We start from the raw sequence: 24,751 nt of genomic DNA, 5'->3' as shown, positions 1-24,751 counted from the left end.
TCACCGCGCCTGCGGGGTGAACCAGTCTCCGGTGGTGTGAACCCGCCCGAAGCGATCCACCAGGCGTGCTCGAAGCCGCTGCTGCTCCAGCCATTCGAGGCCGCCGCTCAGCCGGGCCGCTTCCGCTGCCGCGTATGCCCACACCGCGTCGGCGGCAATCACCGAAACCTGCACCCACTGCCCGGACGACCGGTCCGACCTCGGCGCCCAGGACGATCCGGCGGGTTCGCGGGCTGTCGCCATCGCGGTTCCGTTGACCAGTTCGACAACACCGCCACCAGATAGTCGGGCGGCACCGCCGGCGGGCACCGACATCTGCCAGCCACCTGCCGGTGCGTGTCCGGCTGTCGCGATCACGTCACCGATTCGCACCGCGGCGCCACACTGCAGCGTCGCCGCAACACTTCGAGCCGCTCGATCGACGGTGTTCGCCTTCGCAATTCCCGCGATGTCGAACGACGCACCCCAGGGCGCGAACACCACGTCCCCGTCGAGTTGTACGTCCTCGAACGTGACAGCGGCGTGAATCGGAGGAATCGACTCGTCCTCGGAGAAGTTGTCGGCAAGTGGGTTGACGACACCGTTGGTCATGCGGGCTGCCCACAGCGCCGAGCGCAGCAGGTCCCCCATACGGTGTGTCACCTTGACCGGGGTGCCCTGTGCGAGGTTCACCGCGTGAATCTCGGCGGCACCACGTCCAAGGTCGCATACTGCCTCGGTGTCCGCGACGACGGCTGCGGTCAGCGCACGAGCTGCGGGTGACGCAGCCCCCTCGGTGACGTCCACTTCCACAGCCGAATCCCACATCGTCCACTTCTCGACACTGACCATGACAGTTCTACCCTTCGCCGTGATATCGAGTATGCGCCGGTCAGGAGCCGGGTGCCAGGCGCTGTCGGCCCCTTAGACTTCGGGCGTGAGAACCCGATTGAGCGTCGTCGACGAACTGTTCCTGTGGACTCACGACGGGCTCGGGCTCCCCGTCGTCATGCAAGGTGTGTGGCGCACCGACACTGCCGTCACCGAGGTGGAGTTGGAACAGCTGTGCGAGAAGGTGGCGGCCGGCCGGCTCGGGCGGCGGGTGCGTCGATCGAGTGTCCCGGGGGCGCGCCCGGCGTTCGTCGCCGATCGACGCCGTTACCGAGTCGACATCGACGGCGGTCCCGTCGAACGATCGGGTGTCGTCGACTGGGCCGATGCGCAGGCACTCGTGTCGGTGGACCCCCGGCGTGGTCCCGGCTGGCGGATTTCGGCCGTCCGGGTCGTGGACGGCGGCACGATCGTCTCGGTGACGTGTTCACATGTCATTGCCGACGCCCGTGGCCTGATCCACGCGCTCGACGACGCGATGCACGGTCGCAGTCCTGAGACGACGGCTGCTCGTGCGGGGTCCGATCTGCGAGATGCGGTGGGAACACTTGCCCGGGTCGGCTTCGGACTCACCCGAGCCGTCGCCGGGTTGATCGGCAGTCGAGCCCGCCGCGCAGAGCTCCGACGGTTCACCGCACCGACCCGGCCCGCCACCGAGCGACCAGGCCGTGCCGGCATCACCAGCGCGATCTTCGAAATCGACGCGAAGCAGTGGGACACCGCGGCGACCTGTGCCGGGGGTACGCCCAACAGCCTGTTTCTGGCGTGTGTCGGCGAACTTGCCCGCCGCGCAGAAGAATCAGGCGAGGTGACGCTGAGCGTACCGATGAATGTCCGGATGAACACCGCCGGCGTCGAGAACGCGGTCGCCATGGTCGCGGTGCCGCTTCGGCCGGACACGAGTGTCACCGAAATACGGCGCTTGTGTCGTGACGCGTTCGCCGCTCCACCGATGTCGAGCCCGGCGAATTTTCCGGAGGAGCTTCTACAGGTGTTACCCGATCGGCTGGCGCGCCGCCTCGTGGAGGGCCCAGGGCAGCGAGATGCTCTGGGCTCCAACATCGGCGACGTTCCTGTCACCGGCTTCGGAAGCCACCGAACGGCCGGCCTGGCGGTGCGTGCCGTTCATCCCGGCGTCACCACGGCCCAGTTGAACGCGACACCCACCCGAATTTCCGGCTACCTGTGCCTGCGGGAAGGTGTGTACACGTTGTCGCTGGTGAGTTTCGAGTCCTCCGACAACCAGGAGTTACGCACCCGCGGCCTGCACGTGCTCTCGAAGTTCGGGCTCTCGGCGGCGTACTGGTAGGTCGCGGGCGACGTCGGATGCCCATGACCAAACCTGGACAGTCGTGCCAGTCGGCCGACGCAGCCGGGACGGCGAACATCGCCTCGCGTTCGGCTTTCCGGTCGCCACATCAGGGTGACAGCACCAGAATTGACAGTTCGGTCATTTAAGACTTTTCTACCTACATGCGGATGTAGCGCATATCGCGCACACTGCACCGATGCCCAACAAGTCCGTTATTGAGAGCTTCCGAGCATCCGTCGCGCACATATCGGACACAGTTTTCCGGACGACAATATCGGCTTCGACGCCGCACGTTTGACGAGATAAATTGCACCACAATGCTATTGAAACAAGAAGCTCCCCAACGCACACCTACGCCCGGTCGCGAACCCGAACGGTCAGTTCGAGGCGTAAATCACATACTTTACACAGGCTTTGGGAACCGAATTTCCCCATAACCGCAGGTGGAGACATCCAACAGCAGTACCGTCACCGAGAGCGTCGTCTACTATGTGAAACTGCAAAGTAGCTGTGACGTCAAGTCACGCTCGAGAGGAGGAACCGTGGTCGATTCATTCAAGGACCGCTTGAACGCGCTGTACCCGACGGCGCCTCCTCGCCTTACCAACGCACAAGTGGTGGAATCGCTTTCGCGGATGGGCTGCCGGATTTCCACCCCCTATTTGTCACAGTTGCGGAGCGGAGTCCGGACCAATCCATCGGAACAGGTGATTTTGGCACTCGCCGAGTACTTCAAGGTGGGCCCGGACTACTTCTTCGGCCCGACGCCACGCCAGGATCCGGAACTGGCCAGTGCGGAAGACCGTTCGGTGGTAGAGGAATTCCACGACGCGGAATTGAGGTCACTGACCCGCAAGGCAGCTGATCTGTCCACCGAATCCCAGGATCTCCTCTCCTCCATCGCCGAGAAGCTGCGGGCATCGGAAGGGCTACCACCGGTGCCACCCGATTGCAGCACCTACACCGCTCCGGTCGTGCGCGACTAGTTCGGTCACCTACGACCAGCACGGAGACGGTGGTGTCGGCGCGATCGGCTCACCCGGCATACGCACTCATGTCGTAGACGGTGTAGCCGTCGACGGTAGTGGCGGTGAAATGGGATGTGACCCAGGCGGTGATGTCCGCGTGACTTCCCGCTCGTGCACCGCCGTCTTCCTGTCCCCTACCGTCTGGACCGCTGACCTGGCCCCGGCCCGTCGCATTTCCCTGCGTCTGGACTGGTGTCGGCTGGACGAAGTAGGTGACTCGGTGGTCCGCCACATCGGAAACGAATTCGTCGAGGGTGGGCACCGGATCGTTACTGAAACCGCCGATGGCCATCACCGGCGTGTTGCTTCCGAGTTCCAATGTGGCCGCCGCCGAGGACCTGTCGATCGCCGCCGACCAGGTGGTGTTCGTGGCCCGAAGCAGAGCATCCAGCGCTGGACTGTCCGCTGTGGTGCCGAACCCGCCGCCGCCACCTCCTGCACCGCTGGGGCTCTCGGCACTGTCGGCACCTCGACCGCCTGCATCTGGACCGAATTGACCAGCCCTGGCGCTGCTGCCGGACGATGCCGGTCCCACCGACGGACTTCCGCCGGTGTGTGGCTGCTCGAATGTCGCCACGGCGTAGGCGGAACCCGCCCCGAGCCCGCCTACCAGCGCGCAGGCCAATGCCGTCGCCATCAGTAGTCCTCTGCGAGAGGTCGAGGTGAATACGAATCCCACCGACCCCACTACCACCAATGCCAGGAGCAGCCATCGGAGATCCGGTATCCAGTGCGAATTACGTTGAAGAAGAACAAACCCCCAGATTCCGGCGGACATCGTGATCGCTGCCAGACCGATGCGACCGAGCAGGCGATCACGTATTCGCCACATCTCGCCGATCCCGAGGCCGATCAGTCCGGCAATCGCAGGGGCTACCGCAAGCGTGTAGTAGGCGTGGATCGTTCCGCTCATGTAGCTGAACACCAGACTGTCGACGATCAGCCAACCACCGAACACCAGTGCGCCACCGCGGATCACGTCCGTACGAGGCCGTCGTCCGCGGGCCACGAAAATCAGAACCGATGCGACGAGAGCGGCTGGGATCAGCCAGGAGATCTCGTATCCGAATTCGCCGCTGAACAGCCGTCCGATGCCGGCAGGCGTGCTACCCGGCATCGCGCCACCGCGCCCACCGAAGCCGCCGTTCAGTGCTCCCGCCTGCCCTGCCGCTCCTGTACCTTGCGGTGCCCCGCCGTGATTTCGTCCCAGAACTCGGGCGATCCCGTTGTAACCCAACACCAGGTTCATGAAGTTGTCGTCCGTCGATCCCGCAAGGTACGGGCGGGAGCCTGCAGGCCAGAGCAGTGTGAGAACCACATACCATCCCGAGGTGATCACCATCGAGACCAACGCACCCACCAGGTGAAGAAGCCGCTTCGGCAGTGATGTGGGGGCGACGACGAGGTAGGCGATCACCAGCGCGGGCATCACCATCAAGCCTTCGAGCATCTTGGCGAGGAAGGCCGATCCCAGTGCCGCTCCGGCCAGAGCCAACCAACGGGCACTGGCATGTTCGAGCGCACGGATGGTGCAGTATGCCGCTGCCGTCATCAACAGGACCATCACCGCGTCCGGATTGTCGAAGCGAAACATCAACGCCGCGACAGGAGTCAGTGCCAATACCGATCCGGCGAGCAGCCCGGCCCAGACACCGCCGAGTCGGGAGATCGCGCCGTAGACCAACGCCACCGCGGCCACTGCCATCAGTGCCTCGGGAATCAGCATGCTCGCGCTACTGAAGCCGAAGATCTGTCCGGAGAGTCCCATCACCCATTGCGAGAGCGGTGGTTTGTCGACGGTGATGAAATTGGCCGGGTCGAGTGATCCGAACAGCAGAGCTTTCCAGTTCTGCGAACCGGCCTGCGCTGCGGCGGCGTAGAACTCGTTGGCGTTGCCGTTGATCGAGATGTTCCAGATGTAGGCGATCGCCGTACCGACGAGAAGCACGCCGAGTGCGATGCGCTGCCACGTTCGCACGGACACCGATCGCCGCGGCCCCGGTGATTCGGGTTCGAGGATCGGGCGTTCACTGGTCTGGGTCACACCATACTGTCGGACGACTACCTGACCGCAGGCCGGCACGATCCTGACAGTTTCCTGCAAGGGAACAGGCCCACGCGCGGTAGTACTCGTACACGGTGTTACTCAGAGGTACGGCTGATTACTCAGAGGTACGGCTGGCGAGCTGTTTCGGGATCGCCGTAGGTGATTGCCCGTTCGCGACGTGTTCGCGATGCCAGAGTGGCCCCCCAGTTGAGTACGGTGCTGACGCGATTTCGGAACCCGGCGAGGAACGCGATGTGGATCAATCCCCATGCCACCCATCCCAGGAAACCCGAGAGCTGTATCGGTCCGGCTTGCAGCAACGCGTGTCGACGGGAGATGTACGCCGCAGTTCCGAGGTCTCGATACTTGAACGGTGCTCGGCTCGGAACTCCGTCGCGCACGGTAGCTGCGATCCGGTCCCCGGCATGGCGACCGCCCTGCATGGCCACTTCTGCGACGCCGGCGAGTTTGTCACGCGACATGATGTCGCCGACTACCCAGATATTCGGATGTCCAGGCACGGTCAGGTCTGCTTCGACGGCTATCCGCCCACCGCCCACCTGCTCGACGCCCAGTGCGCCGGCGAGTTGCGTGACGAACGGGACCGCCTCGACCCCGGCTGTCCACAGAACGGTACGGGTTTCGTATCGCCGCTTCTCCTTGGTCTTCTTGTCGGTGGTCTCGACACCGGTTTCGTCGACCCCGGTGACGTGAACGCCGAGATGCGTTTCCACCCCGATTCCGTCCAGGGTTCGTTTGGCCGCGCGGGACAGTTTGGCGCTGAACGAGGGAAGCACCCGATCGTCGCCGTGAAACAAGAGCACTCTGGCCTCGTCCGGGTCGATCGCCCGGAACTCGTGCGTGAGGGCATACATCGCCAATTCACGTATCTGTCCGGCCAATTCGACTCCGGTCGGACCTCCTCCCGCCACCGCGAAGGTCAGCCACGGAGCCCGCTCCTGCGGGGTGGGCAGAGATTCCGCCATCTCGAAAGCCGCGATCAGTTTGCGCCTGATGGCGAGTGCGTCGTCGAGGGTTTTCATTCCCACCGCCCACTTCGCGAAGTCCTCCTGCCCGTGATAGGACTGTCGCATTCCGGCGGCGACGACGAGATAGTCGTACTTCAGCTCGATGCTCGATCCGTCGAAACGGCTGGCCGTCAGTATTGCGGCCTCTGCGTCCACCGACTTGGCCTCACCGAGAATGACATTCGTGTTCTTGTTGCCCTCGAGTAGATGACGGATCGGGCTGGCTATCTGCCCCTCGGAGAGAAGTCCGGTGGCACACTGGTAGAGCAGCGGCTGGAAGACGTGACTGGTCCCCCGGTCTATCAGCACCACCTCGACGTCGGTGTTCTTCAGTCGCCTGGCTGCGTAGAGGCCACCGAATCCGCCACCGACGATGACGACACGGGGCTTGCCGTTGGAGATGTGCATACTCATCAGAGGAACCTCGCTGTGACGGAGTTGGGCAGGAAGCGCAGGGCGGTGTCGATCACCTTCCACGTCGGGCCGGGCAGTGCCACGCGGATTTTCTCCTTCTCGATGGCATCGACCATGGCGCTGACGCCGGAGTCGAGGCTTGCAGTCAGCCGGCTCGCATCACCTGAACGCGCGGACATGTCTGTTTCGACGAATCCCGGCAGCAGGGTGGTGACTCGAATGGGTGTGCGCGCCAACTCGATCGTCAATGATTCGCCCAGCGACGCGAGAGCGGCCTTGCTGGCCGAGTAGGCGGCTTTCGGTCCGGGTAGTCCTCGGTCCGCACTGATGGACGACACCAACACCAGATGCCCGGAGTTGCCGTCCCGAAAGATCTCGAGGGCAGCCTCGCACTGGGACAGCGCTCCGACGAAGTTCGTCTGCGCGGTAGCGAGGTTGGCGCGGGCCTTTCCGGTCCCGATCTTGGCGCCCTTGCCCAGACCGGCGTTGACGATCACCCGATCGAGCCCGCCCAGTTCGTCACGCAGTTCACCGAACACCCGAACCACGCTCTCGTGTTCGGTGACGTCGAGGGCACGTACCGCCACCGAGATCGACGGATTCTCGGCGACGAGTTCGGCCCGCAGCGCATCGAGTCGGTCGACGCGTCGGGCACACAGCGCGAGATCGCGTCCCGCTGCGGCAAACCTCCTGGCCATCTCCTCGCCGAGACCGGAACTGGCGCCGGTGATCAATATTCTCTGCCGCGTCATGAGTGCAACTGTAGCGAGGCCCGGCTCGCTCTACCGGTCGGTAACCAAGCGAAGTTCGACCGAATCGGCTTACCGTGGTGCGATGACCGACGAATTCGACGTCATAGTTGTCGGTGGTGGGCCTGCAGGCGAGAACGCCGCGGCCTACGCCGTCGCCGGAAGTGATCGCACCGCGGTGATCGTGGAACACGAATTGGTCGGCGGTGAGTGTTCGTACTGGGCGTGTATGCCCAGCAAGGCGCTGCTCCGACCTGGGCAGGTACTCGACGCCGTGGCGGCGTTGCCCGGCATCACCGCCGGTCCGCTGGATGTCGACGCCGTCCTCGCCCGCCGCGACTCCTTCACTCACCACCACGACGACTCGTCGCAGGTCGACTGGGCCACGTCGGCCGGCATCGAGGTGATCCGGGGGCACGGCGCGCTCGATGGTGAACGCACTGTCGTCGTCGACGGCAAGCGCAGGCTTCGGGCGAGGCATGCGGTGGTGATCGCCACCGGAACCAGCGCCGCCGTGCCTGCAACGCCTGGTCTTCGCGAAGCGCTGCCCTGGACGTCGCGAGATGTGACCAACCTGCACGAGGTACCTGCCCGGGTCGCCGTCGTGGGCGGCGGTGTGGTGGCCACGGAATCGGCAACGTGGTTGTCCTCGCTCGGCTCCGCGGTGACGCTGTTGGTGCGTGGGCCCGCGCTGTTGACGACGGCCGAACCGTTCGCCGGCGTCATGGTGGCCGAATCATTGCGCGCTCGCGGCATCGACGTCAGGTTCGACACCGCCGTCACGTCCGTGTCGCGGCCGGATGCGCGCGCAACCGGCGAGGGTAACGTGCACGGCGGCCCGGTGACACTGTCCACCTCGGCGGGCGTCCTCGAGGTGGACGAAGTGGTGGTCGCGGCCGGACGCAGGCCGTCCTCGACCGACCTCGGACTGTCGTCGGTGGGTCTGACGGACGGGGAGTACGTAGGCACCGACGATCATCTGTGTGCACTCGGCGACTGGCTGTACGTCGTCGGTGACGCCAACGGCCGTGCCCCGCTCACCCACATGGGTAAGTATCAGGCCAGGGTGTGCGGGGACGTCATTGCCGCTCGTGCCGAACACCGCCTGCTGAACGGGACCAGGTTCACCGCGTCGTCGGATCACGGCGCAGTGCCGCAGGTCGTGTTCACCACACCCGAGGTCGCGTGGGTGGGACGGACCGAGAAGCAGGCGCGCACCGACGGCTACGACGTCGAAGTCGTGGACATCGAACTCGCCGTCGCCGGGTCGTCGCTGCTGCGTGAGGACTATTCGGGCCGCGCGAAGCTCGTGATCGACCGCAGCGCCGACGTCGTTCTGGGCGCCACGTTCGTCGGTCCCGACGTCTCCGAACTGGTGCACGCGGCCACCGTCGCGGTTGTGGGCGCGGTACCACTCGAGACGCTCTGGCATGCGGTGCCGTCGTATCCGACGGTCGGCGAAGTGTGGCTTCGACTCCTGGAAGCACGCCGATGACCGTGCCCGGAGATTACGTATAGTCGCGACCATGGCATCCGACATTGTGGTGAGTACGGCGGAGGGGACTCTGCGCGGGCGCCGAGTGGGGTCACTTCGGGCGTGGCGCGGTATCCCGTACGCTCAGCCGCCGACCGGCGATCTGCGCCTACGTGCTCCGCAACCGGTGACCTCGTGGACCGGGGAACGTGACGCCGGCCGTTTCGGTGATGCCTCGGTCCAGCACAAGAAGGGTTTGATACTCGCCCCCGGCAAATATCAGCCGAGTAGTGAAAACTGCCTGACACTCAATGTCCTCGCCCCGGCCGAATCCGCCCGAGAACCGCTGCCAGTCATGGTGTTCATCCACGGCGGGGCCAACACCATCGGCACCTCGGCCACCGGCCTGTACGCGGGGTCGTCATTGGTGCGGCGCGGCAACGTCGTCTACGTCTCGGTCAACTACCGCCTGGGAGCTCTGGGATTTCTCGATTTCACCCAGTTCTCCACACCTGAACGGTCTTTCGATTCCAATCTCGGGCTTCGAGACCAGGTGGCCGCCCTCGAATGGGTACAGCGGAACATCGCGGCTTTCGGCGGAGATCCCGATCGTGTCACCGTCTTCGGCGAATCGGCCGGTGCCACCGCAGTGACGACTTTGATGGCAACGCCTTCGGCAGCCGGCCTTTTCGCCGGTGCGATCGCGGAAAGTCCGGCACCGGATCTGGTGTCCACCTCGACCCTCTCCCACGCCTGGGGTGCTCGATTCATGGAGATTCTCCATTCCGATGCACCACCGGCACAGGCGCTCACCGACGTTTCTGCCGTCGAACTCGGTCGCGCAGGCAGCAGACTCGGCTCCGAGGTTCTCCAGAACACTCCGGGTCTGCATCCGTTCGGACCGGTGATCGACGGTAACTTCCTACCCCGGAATCCGCTGGACGTCTTCGCGGACGGTCTCGCACATCCGGTGCCGTTGATCATCGGAACCAACCGACGCGAGGGCACGCTCTTTCCCAAGATTCTCGACGGTCTGCCCACCAATCCGGCACGCATCGAGACCATGTTCGCCCTCACCGACCCGGAAGCCGGGAAACGTATTCTGGCAACCTATCCGGGATATCCGGGAGCGGACGCGGCTGTCGACGTCGGCGGCGACGTGACGTTCTGGCATCCGGCGGTCGAGATCACCGAGGGTCATTCACGACGTGCCCCCACGTACGCCTACCGCTTCGATTTTGCGCCGACTCTGCTGCGTTGGCTCGGCCTCGACGCCACGCACGGACTCGAGATGCTCGCCGTCTTCGGCGTCGGCGACACCCTGATCGGTCGTGGCCTCACCCTTCCCGGCGGCCGGTCGGGACTGCGCGCCGTCACCGAATCCATGCAGGGCCATTGGCTGCACTTCGCGAAAAACGGTGTGCCACGTGGTTCCTGGCCGAGTTACGACGTGGACGAGCGCAGCACCATGATCTTCGACGAGGTGATCCGCGTCGAGGACGATCCGCGGCGCCTTCAACGACAGGCGTGGGCGGGATATGCGGGATACCGCACCCGCCAGGACGATGTCGTGGCGCCGTGACCGACGGCAGAGTGCTGAAGCGTCCACTCGAGATCGAGATCGAGTCAGGTCTCATTCGCGGCCGCCACGACGGCGATGTGCGGGTCTGGCGCGGTGTTCCGTATGCGGCGCCGCCGGTGGGGCCGCTGCGGTTGCGCGCTCCCACTCCGGTGACGCCGTGGATCGGAACCCGCCCCGCCGAGACGTTCGGTGCCGTAGCTCCGCAGGGGAATGGCAAGGGTGACGAAGACGCGCTGTTCGTCAACATCGTTGCACCGAAGAATAATGCGGATCAGCTACGCCCGGTAATGGTCTTCGTCCACGGCGGCGCGTACAACGGCGGCAGCCCGTCAGCCCCGAAATACCACGGGACTTCCCTGGTCGAACGCGGCGAGGTGGTGTACGTGTCGATCCAGTATCGTCTGGGCGCCCTCGGTTACCTCGATTTTCGCGAGTTCTCCACCCCTGACAGTTCTTTCGAATCCAATCTCGGCCTTCGCGACCAGATCGCAGCGCTGAATTGGATCAAACGCAACATCGAGGCTTTCGGTGGCGATCCGGACAACGTCACTCTGTTCGGGGAATCGTCGGGGGCCAACGCGGTCACCACGCTGATGGCCTCCCCCGCAGCCGAGGGTCTTTTCGCCCGCGCAATCGCCCAGAGCCCTCCTGCCGCATCGGCATACGGGGCTCCGCGGGCACAGGGCTGGGCCCGCGACGTTGTGCAGGCGGCGGGGATCACCGACGATCAGGCGGGACACTGGCTACGATCGGTGGACGCACACACTCTGGTGACCACAGCCGACGAGGTCGCGAAGAGGGGCGTCGAGGACGAACCGGGGACACGCATCTTCGCCCCCGTTGTCGGCGACGACATCCTGCCCGAGCATCCACTGGACGTATTCGCCGCCGGACGAAGCCACCCGGTGCCGTTGATCGTCGGATCGAACCTGCACGAGGGCAGGATCTTTCCCCGTCTCCTGGACATCCTGCCCACCGAGCATCGGCGGATCGAGAAGATGTTCGACCGCACGCCGCCGTCGGTGAAAGCACGCGTGCTCGCGGCGTATCCCAGGTACCCACATCGACGTGCCGCGGCCGACCTGGGCGGCGACGTCACCTTCTGGGAACCGTCGATCCTGTGCGCGCAAGGGCATTCACAGATCGCGCCCACCTACTCGTACCGATACGATTTTGCACCTCGGCTACTGAAGTTGGCCGGAGTCGGCGCCACCCATGCCACCGAACTGTACGCGGTGTTCGGGCGATCGGACGTGTTCACCTCCGTGCTGACAGCCCTCGGTGGACGTCGTGGCCTGGCGGACGTCACCGCGTCGATGCAGGGCCACTGGATAGAATTCGCTCACGGCGGGACCCCGGGCCGGGACTGGCCCCTGTACACGGTTCCGGAGCGCCGGACCATGATCTTCGACAGCGACAGTAAGGTGGCAAGCGACCCGCTGGGGGATCGTCGACGGGCCTGGCTCGGCTACGAGCACCGCCGCTGAAACATCGCCCGAGACGAGTTGCACCACATGCCACCACGTAAACGCAGCATCCGCACCACCTCAACACGCAAGACCCCAGCACGCAACATCACACGCTCGGTGACGGACGAGATACCGTGTGCTGCGGCCGGAGAACGAGTCTGGGTGCTCGATGTCCCGTTTCGCACGTCGGCTCCCGGCGCACGATACGTGAAGAAGTGGAAGTGCTACGCATGGGTCGGCACTGCACTACCTGCGGAGCTCGCCCCGTTTCAGGCACTACCCTATTCCTATCAGCGATGGCTCGAAGACGAGGTCAACGACATCCCGGGAGACGGCGCGATGTCGGCACCGAAAATCCCTCGTCCAGAACAGCTGTCGGGAGCACAGGCGATCGTGGACGCGGCGCTGGCCGGTCGTCGTGGTTTCCTTCTCGCCGACGACGCGGGCCTGGGCAAGACCCTCACGGCGATAGTGGCGGCAAAATCGATTGCCGGGGAGCGCGGCGTGAACACCGTTCTCGTCCTGGTCGACCGCCCGGCACAGATCACGACGGCACACTGGCGGTACTCGATCGCCTCGGTCGGTGACGGTGGTCTTCGTTGGCTGATCATCTCCCCCGATCAGGTCAAGAAGCTCGTCTCCCGCAACGGTCGACCCACGTACACGTTCTCGATCGTGATCGCCGACGAAGCCCAGCTGTACAGTAACGACACGCAGCGCACCGCGGCGTTCGAGAAAGTCGCCCGGTTCAGTGCCCCACACGAGCGCGCACCGTTCGTCCTCGCCCTCACCGCGACCCCCGGTCACACCCCGGCGGATCAGCGTTATCTGGCTCCGCTCTTCGCTCAACTTCACGGCGAATCGCCCGCCACCTGGTCGAATCTGGGTGCACGCCTGGCTGATTCAGGGCTGCCACTCGAGCGGTCCTACGGCAAGTGGACGTGGAGCGCCGAGGCGAAGGATTCCCCGGAGTTGCGCCGTGACGCCGCGGCGACGGTGCGGGGGTGGCTTACGGACGTCGATCCGCCGGTGATGATTCACCGGCCGATGCCGTGGGGACCGGTTCCGCTGGACGCGATGCCGATCGATCTCACGGCGCAGCAGCGCAGGCAGTACGAGACCGAATGGGCGGAGTACGCCTACGAAATGGGTCTCGCTCGCAAGAGCCGCAACATCGCGCGCGGTCGGGCACTGGTGTTGCGCTACCGCCAGAAGGCGGGCATGATCCGGGCCGAATCCACCGCGCAGTGGGCGCGTGCTCGCGTCGAGGCCGGTGAGCAGGTGTTGATCGCCGTCGAGTTCGTCGGGACGGCAGGCACCCCGCTGGTCGAGATGATCGAGGGCTACGGCATTTCCGTGGCCGGCATCTTCGGTGCGAGCACCGACAAAGCAGCACAGCGGTTGAGGTTTCAGCGCGGGCACGCACCGGTGATCGTCTTCAACGTCACGACGTCGATCTCACTGCACGCGAACGAGGCGCTACCGGACGGCTCCCATGCCAGCCCGACTCCCCGCGTCGGAATCCTGCACCAACCAAGGTATTCGGGAATCGCAGCGGTCCAGACGTTCGGCCGCTCGCACCGTGACTACCAGGTCTGCCCGTGGCTCGTCCCCTACGGTGTCGGCACCACGGAGGAGCAGGTGGCGGAGACGATGCTCCGCAATCTGAACTCGGTCACCGAACTGAAGGGCGGTGATCTGTCGGGTCTGCGCTCACTCGCCGAGCTACTCGGCGCCCAATGGCTCGACCCCGACGTCCTCACGTCCTCGTCCTGACACCCGTACCGTGTCGTCGGCGCGCAGATCGAGCCACCACACGGCAGCAGTCGCCAGCGAGAACGTGGCTCCCGCGATGCACACCCCGGTCCAGCCGTAGCGGTCCCACATCACCGACCCCACCGCTGAACCGACAGCGGCGCCGACGAAATACGTGGTCATGTACACCGATGTGACCCGCGACCGGGCTTCGGGTGCGAGTCCGTAGATGACGTTCTGGTTGCTGACGTGCACCCCTTGCAGTGCCAGGTCGGCGAGCACGAAGGCGAGAAGAAACCACAGGATGTGGGTGCCGCCGATCACGAACGGCAGCCAGCACGCCAACAGGACCAGCAGAGCGCCGCCCGTCGCCATCTGACCGAGACCACGATCGGCGAGGCGTCCGGCGACCGTCGCCGCCAACGCGCCGGCAACACCGAGCAGGCCCACGAGTCCGATCTGTACGTCGTCGTACCCGAACTCGGACGAGAGCAGGAAGGCCATGGTCGTGAAGACGGTACTGACCGCAGCGAAAGAGAGTCCGCCTATCGCCGAACGGGTACGCAGGCGGGGAATGGTCGCCGCCAGCTTCCCCGCGGATGCGAGAGTGGCGCGGTAACCGACCGTCGACCGGTTGCCCGCATCTGCCGGTAGCGATCGCCACAGCGCAAGCGCCATCAGCAGCATCAGGGCTGCTGCCACCTTGTACACCGTCGACCAGCCGCCGATACCGGAAAGCAGTCCGGCAACGCTGCGTGCCAACAGGATTCCGAGCAGCAGCCCGCTCATGATCGTTCCCACCACCCGACCCGAGCGTTCCGGGTCGGCGAGTGACGCCGCAAACGGAATGAGGATTTGCGCGGCCACCGAGAACACTCCCGCCACCGCGATACCGGCGGCCAGCATGGCGAAGTTGACGGCGAACCCGCTGACGGCCTGACCGGCAGCCGCGAGCAGCAGCAGACCGACGGCCAGTTTACGGCGATCGACCATGTCTCCGACCGGCACCAGGAACACCAGCCCCACGGCGTACGCGACCTGTGCGATGGTCACCGTCGCCGCGGCCGTGGGCGCGGACACGCCGAGGTGCTGGGAGATCGAATCCAAGAGCGGTTGATTGAAGTAGTTTCCGCCTGCACAAAGTCCGGTCGCCGCTGCCATGAGCAGCACGATCGGAAGTCGAAGTGTCGGGCGCGTATCGCCGGTCATCCGCCAAGCCTGGACCGAAACGCCCCTATATGTCCAATAGATCGTTCCGCACTATCGATCGTTGAAACAGATAGATTGATCTCATGGAGCTGCGTCACATCCGCTACGCGCTGGCCGTGGCCGAAGAGCGCCACTTCTCGCGCGCCGCCGCGAGAGTTCACGTCTCCCAGTCCGCCCTGAGCGCCCAGATCAAGGATCTGGAGCGGGAACTGGGCGTCGAGTTGTTCAGCCGGAACAGCCGCAACGTCACCCTGACTGCCGCAGGCGAGATCTTCGTCGGACGGGCCCAGGACGTACTCGGATCGGTCTCGCGTCTGGTCAGTGACGTATCCGATGGCGCAGGCGAGCAGGTGCGGCTGACCGTGGCGACTATCACCTCCACCGGCCGCGCGGATATCGGGCAGGCGCTCGCCGAGCTGACGCGTCGTCACCCGGCCGTCAACGCCACGGTTCGGCCGTACGGGAGCGAAGTGATCGTCGACGGTGTGCGCTCCGGCGCCGTCGATGTCGGGATCGTCGGGCTCGCCCCGGGTCGGCTGCCCCGAACGTTCGCGGCCACCAGATTGTGGACCGAACCCACCGCCGCCTTCGTCCCGCCGGGGCATCCGCTGCGTGAAGCGTCGTCGATCAGGCTCGAGGATCTGCGCGGACTCGACCTCGTCGACTTCTCCACCGGCAGCGAAGCCCGAATCCAAACCGATCAGGCGTTCACCGAATCCGCGATCCCACGCGGACGGACCTTCGAGGCGAACTCCGTGGAGCTCATCTGTTCGCTGGTCACTCACGGACTCGGTGTCGGGCTGCTCCCACGATCGGTGCGCGAGGATCACCCGGAGCTGATCTGCGTTCCGATAGCCGACGCGCCCTACCGCGTCGTACACGCGGTGACGGACCCGGCGCACTCGTCGGCACTGGCCCGCGAGTTCGTGGCCGTACTCGCAGGCCAGTTCGCTACTTGAGCAGTTTGGACATCCGCCTGTCCGCCAACGGTTTACCCCCGGTCTGGCAGGTCGCGCAGTATTGGAAGGACCGCTCCGCGAACGACACCTCGCGTACCACGTCACCGCACACCGGGCACGGTAGTCCAGTGCGTCCGTGCACCCGAAGTCCGGATCGTTTCTCGCCTTTGAGTCGGGCAGCGTCCTGACCGGCGGACCGTTCGACGGCGTCGGTCAATACCGATCGCATCACCGCGTACAGATCCGATGTCTGCTCCGCTGTCAGCCGGGCGGACGTGGCGAACGGCGAAAGCTTCGCGGTGTGCAGTATCTCGTCGGAGTACGCGTTCCCGATCCCGGCCAGGAGCGACTGGTCCACCATCGCATTCTTGATCCGCGCCGTGCTGCCGGCGAGGATCTGCGCGAACTCCGGTTCGGTGACGGCCGACGCGTCCGGGCCGAGCCGCGCTATTGCCGGCACGTTCACCGGATCGTGAACCACCCACACCGCGAGGCGCTTCTTGGTGCCGGCTTCGGTGAGATCGAAGGCCGGCGTCAGCGCCTGCGGAGTGAAGAAGTGCACGCGTAATGCCAACGGCCCCTTGCCCGGTTTCGGTGGTGTCGCGGCAGGTTTGTCGATCCACCGCATCCAGCCGCCCAGCGACAGGTGGGTGATCAACCACAACCCGGAGCAGTCGAGTCCGAGGTGTTTGCCGAACCGTGCAGCGCCCGTGACCTCCCGCCCGGACAGGGCGGTGACGGGCGGATCGAACGTCTTGACCGCACTGAGCGCAGCCACGTCGACACGGCCGACCACCGCCCCCGTCGCATGCGTGCGAAGGAATCCTGCCAGCGCTTCCACCTCGGGTAGTTCAGGCACCGGGCCAGCCTAACGCCGGGAACGACGCCCGAGAAGGGCCGGTCGATTCAGCGCCTGATCAGATAGGTGTCCATGATCCAACCGTGCCGCGTCCGAAGTTCGGCGCGCTCGGTGACGATCCGGTCCTCCACCTCGCGCAGGCGCCCCGAGATCAACACCTCGTCCGGTGTCCCGAGGTAGGCGCCCCACCAGATTTCCGCGTCGTCCTCGGTCACCTGAGTGAACGTGCAGTGTGCGTCGAGCATCACCACGGCGTTGTCGACGCCGTCCGGCAGCCCGTCGGCGAGTCGGCGACCGGTGGTGATGTGAATCGGTTCGCCGATCCGGTTGAGAACCATCCGATGCTGCGCCGCCAACGACTGCACACTCGTGATTCCGGGGATCACCGAATAGTCGAACGAGACGTTTCCGCGCGCCAGTACACGTTCGACGATCCGCAGTGTGCTGTCGTAGAGCGACGGGTCGCCCCACACGAGAATTGCGCCCACCCCGGGTTCCGACGCGAACTCCGCCTCGAACTTCGCCGCCCGGCGCTCGTGCCAGTCCTCGACCACGCCCTCGTAGTCGTCGGGCGTGCGGTCGCGCGGCGGATCGGTGATGTCGACCACCGTGTATTCGCCGCGCACGTGCTCGGCGAGGATACCGGTGCGTAAGTCCACCAGAGACTGCTTCTCGTCACCTTTCCCGATGACGAAGAACGTATCGGCCCTGTTCATGGCCTTGATCGCCTGAACGGTCACCTGGTCGGGATCACCCGCACCGATACCGATCACCAAGAGTTCGCGCATGCGCCGAGGCTATCTCGCTGTGCGCCTTTATCAACCGCCGGAGGTTGATAAAGGCGCACAGCGAAGGAGGCCCTAGACTGGTTGCCGTGACTGTCTCCACCGCGTACGAAGACCTCCTCCGCCTCGTCATGGAGACGGGTACCGCCAAATCCGATCGCACCGGCACCGGAACCCGGAGCATCTTCGGTCATCAGATGCGCTTCGACCTGGCCGAGGGATTTCCGTTGATCACCACCAAGAAGGTGCATCTCAGATCGATCGTGAACGAGCTGCTGTGGTTCCTGCGGGGCGATTCGAACGTGGCCTGGTTGCACGAGCACGGCGTCTCCATCTGGGACGAGTGGGCTGACGAGAACGGTGAACTCGGCCCCGTCTACGGCGTCCAGTGGCGTAGCTGGCCCACCCCGTCGGGCGAGCATATCGACCAGATCACGCAGACGGTGCAGACTCTGCGCTCCAACCCCGATTCGCGGCGGATCATCGTCTCGGCCTGGAACGTGGCCGAGATCCCGCAGATGGCTCTGGCTCCGTGTCATGCCTTCTTCCAGTTCTACGTCGCCGACGGCAAGCTGTCCTGCCAGCTGTATCAGCGCAGTGCGGACATGTTCTTGGGCGTTCCGTTCAACATCGCCAGCTATGCGCTCCTCACCCACATGATGGCTCAGCAGACGGGCCTCGAGGTCGGTGAATTCGTCTGGACCGGCGGCGACTGCCACATCTACGACAACCACGTCGATCAAGTCACCGAGCAGCTTGGCCGCGAACCTTTCGCCTTGCCGACATTGAAACTCGCACACCGTGACTCCATCTTCGCGTACACCTTCGAGGACGTCGAGATCATCGGCTACCAGCACCACCCGGCCATCAAGGCCCCGGTGGCAGTCTGACATGAGAGACAGATCGATCACTCTCGTCTGGGCGCAGGCGCACGGCGGGGTCATCGGCGCGGACAACACGATTCCGTGGCGGGTGCCCGAGGACATGGCGTACTTCAAGCGCGTCACCATGGGGTATCCGGTGATCATGGGCCGACGGACGTGGGATTCCATTCCGCCCAAATTCCGGCCTTTCAGCGGTCGACGCAACATAGTGATCACCCGGGATCCGGCCTGGACGGCGGATGGGGCCGAGGTAGTCCACACCGTCGACGCCGCCCTGGCACTGCCGGACGGCGATACGGTCGTCGTCGGCGGCGCCCAGATCTACTCCGCCACGATGGATGTTGCGACGCGATTGCTGGTGACCGAGATCGACCTCGACGTGGACGGCGACGCGGTCGCACCCACCATCGGGCCCGGTTGGAACCTGGCCGTCGACGAGCCGTGGCAGACCTCGGAGAACAACGGACTTCGATTCCGTTGGCTCGAGTACACACGCTGACCGCCTCACCGCGCTGACAATGCGAGCGAATTGCCGTCACCGTCGGAGCAGTCCGACGTGCAGGCGATATGCTTGCCGGCATGGTCGATTCAGCGGGGAACAATCCGACAGACAACTTCAGCGAGGTGCTCGATCGACTCAGTAGCGCCAATGCCGACGTTCCCACGTTGAATCGACTGCTCGAAGCTGTTCTGGTGGTCGGATCCGGACTCGATCTCGACCTCACGCTGCAACGAATCATCACTTCTGCCACAACAGTTTTGGACTGCCGGTACGGCGCGCTCGGAGTGGCCGCCCCCGGAGGTGGGCTGGCGGAGTTCGTCTACGAGGGCATCGGTAGCGAACAGGTCGCGACGATGGGGCACTTCCCCGAAGGTCACGGCGTCCTCGGCGTCCTCATGAACCATCCTAAGACCCTGCGGGTGCCACATCTGGGAGACCACCCGGAGTCCGTCGGCTTCCCGGCGAACCACCCGCCGATGGAGAGCTTTCTTGGGGCTCCGATCATGATGCGGGGGAAGGTTTTCGGCAGCATCTATCTCACCGAGAAGCGGCACACGGCAGAGTTCACCGCGGAGGACGAAGTCATCCTGGAGGCGTTGGCCATGGCTGCGGGCATCGCGGTGGAGAACGCCCGCTTGTTCGAGCAGTCCCTCACCCGCGAAAAATGGCTCACGGCCACGTCCGCCATTCGGTCCAGGCTCTTGGCCGGCGACTCACTCGAGGACGGCCTGCAGCTTCTCGCCGGGGGGTTGCGAGATCTCACCGGGGCCGACGACGTCATCGTGGCGATCTGTGAGGACGGTTTTGCCCAGGTCCACGCCGCGGCAAGCTCTCGGCCGACGTCTCGAGGGGTTCGAATCCCGGAAACCGCCTACCCGTTCAGCGTGGTCCGCAACACCAGACGACTGCAGGTCTTCACCGAACTCGGCGCTCTGGCCGAACTGGTTCCGCACGCAGGCAGCGCGGTAGTCGCACCGATGAGCATCGCGTCCGGCGTGGCGGGCGCTGTGGTGGTGGCATCGAACTCGACCAATACGCACTGGGATCTCGACGAGTTGACGCGTATCGAATCGATGGCCGAACTAGGTTCCGTTGCAATCGAATTCGACGAGAAGCAGAAAGCTCAGCGGCTCATCTCGGTCCTGGCCGACCGCGACCGGATCGCCCGCGACCTCCACGACAACGTCATCCAGCGATTGTTCGCCAGCGGTATGAGTCTACAGAGCACGTTGCCCGACGGCGCCCTCTCCGAGTCGGCGCAGACGATCGTCACGCGAGCTCTCGAGCAGTTGGACAAGACGATTCGCGAAATTCGCACGACGATTTTCGACTTGCAGTCACCAACTGCAACCGAATCGACGAGCCTGCGCCGACGGTTGCTCGACGTGATAGGTGAGAGTACCGCGCAGTCCGAGGTCACTCCGAGCGTTCAATTCTCCGGCGCCATAGATGTTCTCGTGAATCCTCGCATCCACAAACACGCTCAGGCCGTTCTGCGCGAAGGTCTGAGCAATGTGCTTCGGCACGCACAAGCCGAATCGATCACCATCTCGATCACGGCCGATTCCGCATTCACCATCACCATCGACGACGACGGAGTCGGCGTTCCGGACAACATCGACAAGAGCGGCCTGCACAACCTCGAGCGACGCGCTGAACACTGTGGTGGCGTGTGCTCGGTCAGCCCCCGAACGCCCACCGGCACCCGACTTCTGTGGCGGGTACCGCTCGGCATGTAGCCTGCCGCGTCCACCGCGTCGCAGTGGACGCGCCTTAGCGGCTACTACGCAATTCGGTCGCCAACACCGCAGCCTGCGTCCGCCGCTGCATCCCCAACTTGGAGAGCAGCCGAGTCACGTAGTTCTTCACGGTCTTCTCCGCCAGGAACAGGCGCGCACCGATTTCTCGGTTCGTCAGTCCCTCACCGATGAGGTCGAAGACCGCTCGTTCCTGATCGGACAGCTCGGCCAGCGGGTCCGCGGTGCGATCGCTACGAATCCGCTGCATCAAGGCCGCGGTGGCCCGGCTGTCGAGCAGCGATCCACCGTTGCCGACAGTGCGTACCGCCGCGACGAGATCGGTGCCGAGGATCTGTTTGAGAACGAACCCGGACGCACCGGCCATGATCGCGTCGAGAAGCGCTTCGTCGTCGGCGAAGGACGTCAACATCAGGCACCGCAGGTCCGGAAGCATGGACCTGAGTTCACGACACAACTCGACACCGTTTCCGTCCGGTAGTCGCACATCGAGCACCGCCACATCGGCATTGCTCTGCGGTACCGCTGCCAAGGCCTCACCGACAGATGCGGCCTCGCCGACGACGGCGAAATCTTCCACACCGCCGAGGAGATCGAACAGGCCACGTCGGACGATCTCGTGATCATCGACCAAAAAAATTCGCGTAGTCATCGAACCCTCCAAAAAAGTTTTCGTTCCGAAACGGTACCGCCAAGAACTGTCGGTCGTAGGTTTCCTGTCAGTCGGCGTTGTGGCGAACTACCAGGACCGGGCAATCGGCGGTGTGCAACAACGCGCGACTGGTCGAACCCAAGAGCATTCCGGTGAAGCCGCCGCGTCCGCGACTTCCGACGACGATCAGCTGGGCGGTTTCCGAGTAGGTGCCCAGCACCCGGACCGGCCGGTCCCGAGCGACGACGCGCCGCACCGGTACGTCGGGATAACGCTCGGCGAATCCGGCCAGGCGCTCGGCCAGAACTATTTCCTCGCCGGTGTGAATGCTGTTCCATTGTGGATCGTCGGCAGTGACTCCGAGGGACGGTTGGACATCGGCATCGCTCCACACGTTGACGGCGACCAGCTCGGCGCCACGCGCCGATGCCTGCTCGAAGGCCAGCTCCACGGCTTCGATACTGGTTTCCGATCCGTCGACACCCACCACGACCGGCCCGTCCGGCAGCTCTCGCCCACGAACAACCGCAACCGGTGCCAGAGCGTGCGAGACGGTTGCCACCGTCACCGACCCGACGATCAATCCGGCGAGTTCGCCGTGACCGCGTGGCCCCACCACGAGAATGTGGGCGCGAGCGGAGATGCCGATCAGCTGCTCGGCGACGGTGCCGCTGTGGACTTCGGTGGCGATCTCGAGCTCGTGGTCCACACTCTCGAGGGCGAGAAGGCGAGCGCTCTCGAGCCGCGAGTTCGCCGTGCTCCGCAATTCGTCCTCGAAGCCGGACGCGATGAACGGTTCCGCGAAATACACCGGTGGTACGTGAACGACGGTGACGATGAGCAGCGACCGCCCCAGTGCGGCCGCGGTGCGCGCCGCCCACTGCACTGCAGTGGATGCAGATTCCGATCCGTCCACAGCCACGACGACGGGCTTGCCTGCACTCATGTTCGTCCCTTCACTCCTTGCCGGTGATGTTCGAGCCTCCTTACTATTGCCCACCGGTCGCGGCAATGTGTGTACCGCCACGGCGAGTCCCGAATCGGACAACATACGGAGTACGGCCCCGCCAACATCCCTCTCGGGCGTCAACGAGGCCGTCGGCACCGAATACTTACTCGAAGCTCGGTAACCTACTCACACGATAGGGGGCGCCTCTGCCGCTCATAAGTGCGTTAGGTCCCCATTCTCTCCGACCAGAGACCACAAGACGTGGCGCGTCGGATCACGCGATCACTCAGTCGCAGATCGCGCGGAACTTCTCGATCAAGGCAACGCGGCCGGCCCGGTCAGCGGCCAGCGGCATGACGTTGAGAGTGGTGACACCCGCTTCGGCGAACGCGGCAACGCGCTCGCGCACGTAACTCTCGGGCCCGATCAGCGAGACGGCACGGACCAATTCGTCGGGCACCGCTGCAGCGGCTTCGGCCTTCTTTCCTTCCAGGTACAGATCCTGGATCTTTTCGGCAGCTTCCTCGTAGCCGTAGCGCACCGCGAGGTCGTTGTAGAAGTTCTTGCCCTTGGCGCCCATACCGCCGATGTACAGGGCGAGAGTGGGCCGTACCCAGTCGAGTAGTTGGTCGACGTCGTCACCGATGGCCAGAGCCGGGGACGCGTACACCTGAAGTTCACCGAGGCTCGGATCACGCTTCGCCTTGCCTTTGGCAATCGGCTCGCCCCAGACACTCGCTGCCTTTTCCGGGTGGAAGAAGATCGGCTCCCAGCCTTCGGCGATCTCCGCCGTCAATTCGACGTTCTTGGGGCCGAGTGAGGCGATGAGAATCGGGATGCGCTCACGCACAGGATGATTGATCAGCTTGAGCGGTTTGCCCAGCCCGGTTCCCTTCTCGGCGGGCAGCGGAACCTGGTAGTACTTTCCCTGGTGCTCGACCTTCTCGCGGCGCCACACCTGACGACAGATCTCGACTACTTCGCGGGTGCGTCCGAGCGGGGCGTCGTACTTGACGCCGTGAAACCCCTCGATCACCTGCGGGCCGGACGCACCGATACCCATCACGAAACGCCCGTTCGAGACGAAGTCCAGTCCGGCGGCCGTCATGGCCGTCAGTGACGGGGTGCGGGTGTAGATCTGGAAGATTCCCGACGCCAACTCGATGGTGGTCGTCTTGGCGGCGAGGTAACCCAGTTGACTGACCGCGTCGAACGAGTACGCCTCGGGAACGAACGCGATGTCCAGGCCCGCCTTCTCGAGATCGCCGACCTCCGCAACGGTTTCCGCGAATCCACCGCTGTAGTTCAAACTCATACCGATACGCACGTAGTTACCCCAATCCTCACGATCGTGCCCGCATGCTCCGCGCACACGAGTCCTGGTATCTCATCGAACACTACGGAACATGAGATCACATTCAAGTGACTGCCCCGCTCGAGTTCGATGACCGAAACGAGCGAGGGGGTACGTACCGGCTTGGAGTCAGGCCTGATCCGGTCGAACGACCATGACCGGGCATGCGGCGGCGGCGATCAGCGAATTGCTCGTCGATCCGAGCAGCATTCCGCGGAACCCACCGCGGCCTCGGGTACCGACGACCACCAGCTGCGCTTTCGCCGACCATTCGAGTAACCGTCCACGCGGATTGTCCAGGTACACCTCGCGAGTGACGGTCACGTCGGGATACTGCTCGGACCAGCCCGCCAGACTCTCGCCGAGCACAGCGTGTTCGCTGTCCTCGAGTGACTGCGGTACCAGTGCCGCTGTCCTGACGTCCTCGAACACCGCGCTGCCCAGGTCGCTCCACACGTGCACCGCTACCAGTTCCGCACCGCGCAGCGAGGCCTCCTCGAACGCCACTCCCACCGCTGCCGCGCTCAGCTCACTGCCGTCCACCCCGACGACGACGGGGCCGTCGGTCGGGACGGCACCGTCACGCTCGCGCACGACCACGACCGGGCATCTACCGTGGCTCGCCACGCCCACTGCGGTGTTGCCGAGCACTGCGGTTGCGGCCTTCCCCGATGCCGAGGCACCGACCACCACAAGCCGGGCGTGTTCGGAACTGTCGATCAGCCATTGCGTGGCAGAGCCGATGGAGATCTCGGTGTGGATGTCGAGATTCGGGTCGATTCCGAGGGCGAACCGCCTCGCCTCGTCGATGATCGCCTTGCCTGCGTCCTCGACACCTTCGTAGACGCCGCCGACATCGATGTACGGGCCACCGAAGCCGTACGGTGCGAAATCCAGGGCGTGCAGGATGTCCAGTCTCAGTCCGCGCTGCCCGGCGATGCGGGCGGCCTCTCGCAGCGCCGTGGACGCAGCATCCGAGCCTTCGACTCCGACAACGACATTGTTGTTCTCGCGTGTACTCACGTGCTCACCTTCCTGAAGAAGTTATCGAGCCACTACCACTGACATCATGGCACTTGTCCGTTTCCGGTGGTCGGCTACCCTCTGCACGAA

General features: G+C 64.7%; 21 protein-coding genes. 10 read left to right on the top strand and 11 right to left on the bottom strand.

Annotation, left to right across the window (positions count from 1 at the left end):
• Complete coding sequence (locus tag ABH922_RS03385) at positions 1–831, bottom strand: FAD:protein FMN transferase (RefSeq protein ID WP_424805584.1); 831 nt, start codon at positions 829–831, stop codon at positions 1–3.
• A gap of 85 nt (positions 832–916) precedes the next feature.
• On the opposite strand from ABH922_RS03385, the gene ABH922_RS03380 reads away from it, so the two are divergent.
• Entirely contained in the window at positions 917–2,179 is a 1,263-nt protein-coding gene (locus ABH922_RS03380) for a hypothetical protein (protein WP_424805583.1), read from the top strand.
• Positions 2,180–2,724: 545 nt separating this feature from the next.
• A complete protein-coding gene (locus tag ABH922_RS03375; RefSeq protein ID WP_424805582.1) occupies positions 2,725–3,168 on the top strand; it encodes a helix-turn-helix domain-containing protein in 444 nt (147 codons plus the stop codon).
• A 49-nt stretch (positions 3,169–3,217) separates the two neighbouring features.
• Here the strand turns inward: ABH922_RS03375 and ABH922_RS03370 are convergent, their stop codons facing one another.
• The 3 genes from ABH922_RS03370 to ABH922_RS03360 form a co-directional block, all read right to left on the bottom strand.
• On the bottom strand, positions 3,218–5,254 hold the full coding sequence (locus tag ABH922_RS03370) for an ArnT family glycosyltransferase (protein WP_424805581.1): 2,037 nt from the start codon (positions 5,252–5,254) through the stop codon (positions 3,218–3,220).
• A 122-nt stretch (positions 5,255–5,376) separates the two neighbouring features.
• Entirely contained in the window at positions 5,377–6,699 is a 1,323-nt protein-coding gene (locus tag ABH922_RS03365) for an NAD(P)/FAD-dependent oxidoreductase (protein WP_424805580.1), read from the bottom strand.
• Positions 6,699–7,451 carry an SDR family oxidoreductase gene (locus tag ABH922_RS03360; protein ID WP_424805578.1) on the bottom strand — a complete coding sequence of 251 codons (753 nt, stop codon included), beginning with the start codon at positions 7,449–7,451 and terminating at the stop codon, positions 6,699–6,701. The genes ABH922_RS03365 and ABH922_RS03360 overlap by 1 nt, the downstream gene beginning before the upstream one ends.
• Positions 7,452–7,533: 82 nt before the next feature.
• Between ABH922_RS03360 and ABH922_RS03355 the strand changes: the two genes are divergently transcribed.
• Genes ABH922_RS03355 through ABH922_RS03340 form a run of 4 tightly spaced genes read left to right on the top strand, consistent with a single transcriptional unit; the run spans position 7,534 to position 13,749 of the window.
• Positions 7,534–8,943 carry a dihydrolipoyl dehydrogenase family protein gene (locus ABH922_RS03355; protein WP_424805577.1) on the top strand — a complete coding sequence of 470 codons (1,410 nt, stop codon included), beginning with the start codon at positions 7,534–7,536 and terminating at the stop codon, positions 8,941–8,943.
• A gap of 31 nt (positions 8,944–8,974) precedes the next feature.
• Positions 8,975–10,504 (top strand): carboxylesterase/lipase family protein, encoded by a 1,530-nt coding sequence (locus ABH922_RS03350; protein ID WP_424805576.1) that lies wholly within the window; start codon positions 8,975–8,977, stop codon positions 10,502–10,504.
• 14 nt (positions 10,505–10,518) lie between these two features.
• A complete protein-coding gene (locus ABH922_RS03345; RefSeq protein ID WP_424809546.1) occupies positions 10,519–11,991 on the top strand; it encodes a carboxylesterase/lipase family protein in 1,473 nt (490 codons plus the stop codon).
• Between the two features lie 27 nt (positions 11,992–12,018).
• Positions 12,019–13,749 carry a DEAD/DEAH box helicase family protein gene (locus ABH922_RS03340; protein ID WP_424805575.1) on the top strand — a complete coding sequence of 577 codons (1,731 nt, stop codon included), beginning with the start codon at positions 12,019–12,021 and terminating at the stop codon, positions 13,747–13,749.
• Here ABH922_RS03340 and ABH922_RS03335 read toward each other — a convergent pair.
• Positions 13,699–14,937: an MFS transporter gene (locus tag ABH922_RS03335; protein WP_424805574.1), complete on the bottom strand. Its 1,239-nt coding sequence runs from the start codon at positions 14,935–14,937 to the stop codon at positions 13,699–13,701. The two genes, ABH922_RS03340 and ABH922_RS03335, sit on opposite strands and share 51 nt — an antisense overlap.
• 83 nt (positions 14,938–15,020) lie before the next feature.
• On the opposite strand from ABH922_RS03335, the gene ABH922_RS03330 reads away from it, so the two are divergent.
• Positions 15,021–15,896 carry a LysR family transcriptional regulator gene (locus tag ABH922_RS03330; protein WP_424805573.1) on the top strand — a complete coding sequence of 292 codons (876 nt, stop codon included), beginning with the start codon at positions 15,021–15,023 and terminating at the stop codon, positions 15,894–15,896.
• Here the strand turns inward: ABH922_RS03330 and ABH922_RS03325 are convergent.
• Both ABH922_RS03325 and cobF read right to left on the bottom strand, forming a co-directional pair.
• Positions 15,889–16,755 carry an Fpg/Nei family DNA glycosylase gene (locus ABH922_RS03325; protein WP_424805572.1) on the bottom strand — a complete coding sequence of 289 codons (867 nt, stop codon included), beginning with the start codon at positions 16,753–16,755 and terminating at the stop codon, positions 15,889–15,891. The genes ABH922_RS03330 and ABH922_RS03325 overlap by 8 nt on opposite strands.
• A 47-nt stretch (positions 16,756–16,802) precedes the next feature.
• Positions 16,803–17,543 carry a precorrin-6A synthase (deacetylating) gene (cobF, locus tag ABH922_RS03320; RefSeq protein ID WP_424805571.1) on the bottom strand — a complete coding sequence of 247 codons (741 nt, stop codon included), beginning with the start codon at positions 17,541–17,543 and terminating at the stop codon, positions 16,803–16,805.
• Positions 17,544–17,629: 86 nt separating this feature from the next.
• Between cobF and ABH922_RS03315 the strand changes: the two genes are divergently transcribed.
• The 3 genes from ABH922_RS03315 to ABH922_RS03305 all read left to right on the top strand — a co-directional run bounded on the left by ABH922_RS03315 (position 17,630) and on the right by ABH922_RS03305 (position 20,665).
• Entirely contained in the window at positions 17,630–18,430 is an 801-nt protein-coding gene (locus tag ABH922_RS03315; RefSeq protein WP_424805570.1) for a thymidylate synthase, read from the top strand.
• 1 nt (position 18,431) lies between these two features.
• A complete protein-coding gene (locus ABH922_RS03310; RefSeq protein WP_424805569.1) occupies positions 18,432–18,923 on the top strand; it encodes a dihydrofolate reductase in 492 nt (163 codons plus the stop codon).
• Positions 18,924–19,003: 80 nt separating this feature from the next.
• Positions 19,004–20,665, top strand: coding sequence for a GAF domain-containing protein (locus tag ABH922_RS03305; RefSeq protein ID WP_424805568.1), 1,662 nt, complete (start codon positions 19,004–19,006; stop codon positions 20,663–20,665).
• Between the two features lie 34 nt (positions 20,666–20,699).
• Here ABH922_RS03305 and ABH922_RS03300 read toward each other — a convergent pair whose 3' ends face one another.
• The 4 genes from ABH922_RS03300 to ABH922_RS03285 form a co-directional block, all read right to left on the bottom strand.
• Entirely contained in the window at positions 20,700–21,335 is a 636-nt protein-coding gene (locus ABH922_RS03300) for a response regulator transcription factor (protein ID WP_424805567.1), read from the bottom strand.
• Positions 21,336–21,402: 67 nt separating this feature from the next.
• A complete protein-coding gene (locus ABH922_RS03295) occupies positions 21,403–22,281 on the bottom strand; it encodes a universal stress protein (protein WP_424805566.1) in 879 nt (292 codons plus the stop codon).
• 289 nt (positions 22,282–22,570) lie between these two features.
• A complete protein-coding gene (locus ABH922_RS03290) occupies positions 22,571–23,611 on the bottom strand; it encodes an LLM class F420-dependent oxidoreductase (RefSeq protein WP_424809545.1) in 1,041 nt (346 codons plus the stop codon).
• 156 nt (positions 23,612–23,767) lie between these two features.
• The gene (locus ABH922_RS03285; protein WP_424805565.1) at positions 23,768–24,661 is read right to left on the bottom strand and encodes a universal stress protein; all 894 of its coding nucleotides are present in this window, start codon (positions 24,659–24,661) and stop codon (positions 23,768–23,770) included.
• Positions 24,662–24,751 lie beyond the last annotated feature (90 nt).

This window comes from Rhodococcus sp. 27YEA15 (assembly GCF_049739425.1).
Classification (GTDB): Bacteria; Actinomycetota; Actinomycetes; order Mycobacteriales; family Mycobacteriaceae; genus Rhodococcus_F.
Note: the sequence above shows the minus strand (reverse complement) of the source record. Positions and strands in the feature narration are given on the sequence as shown.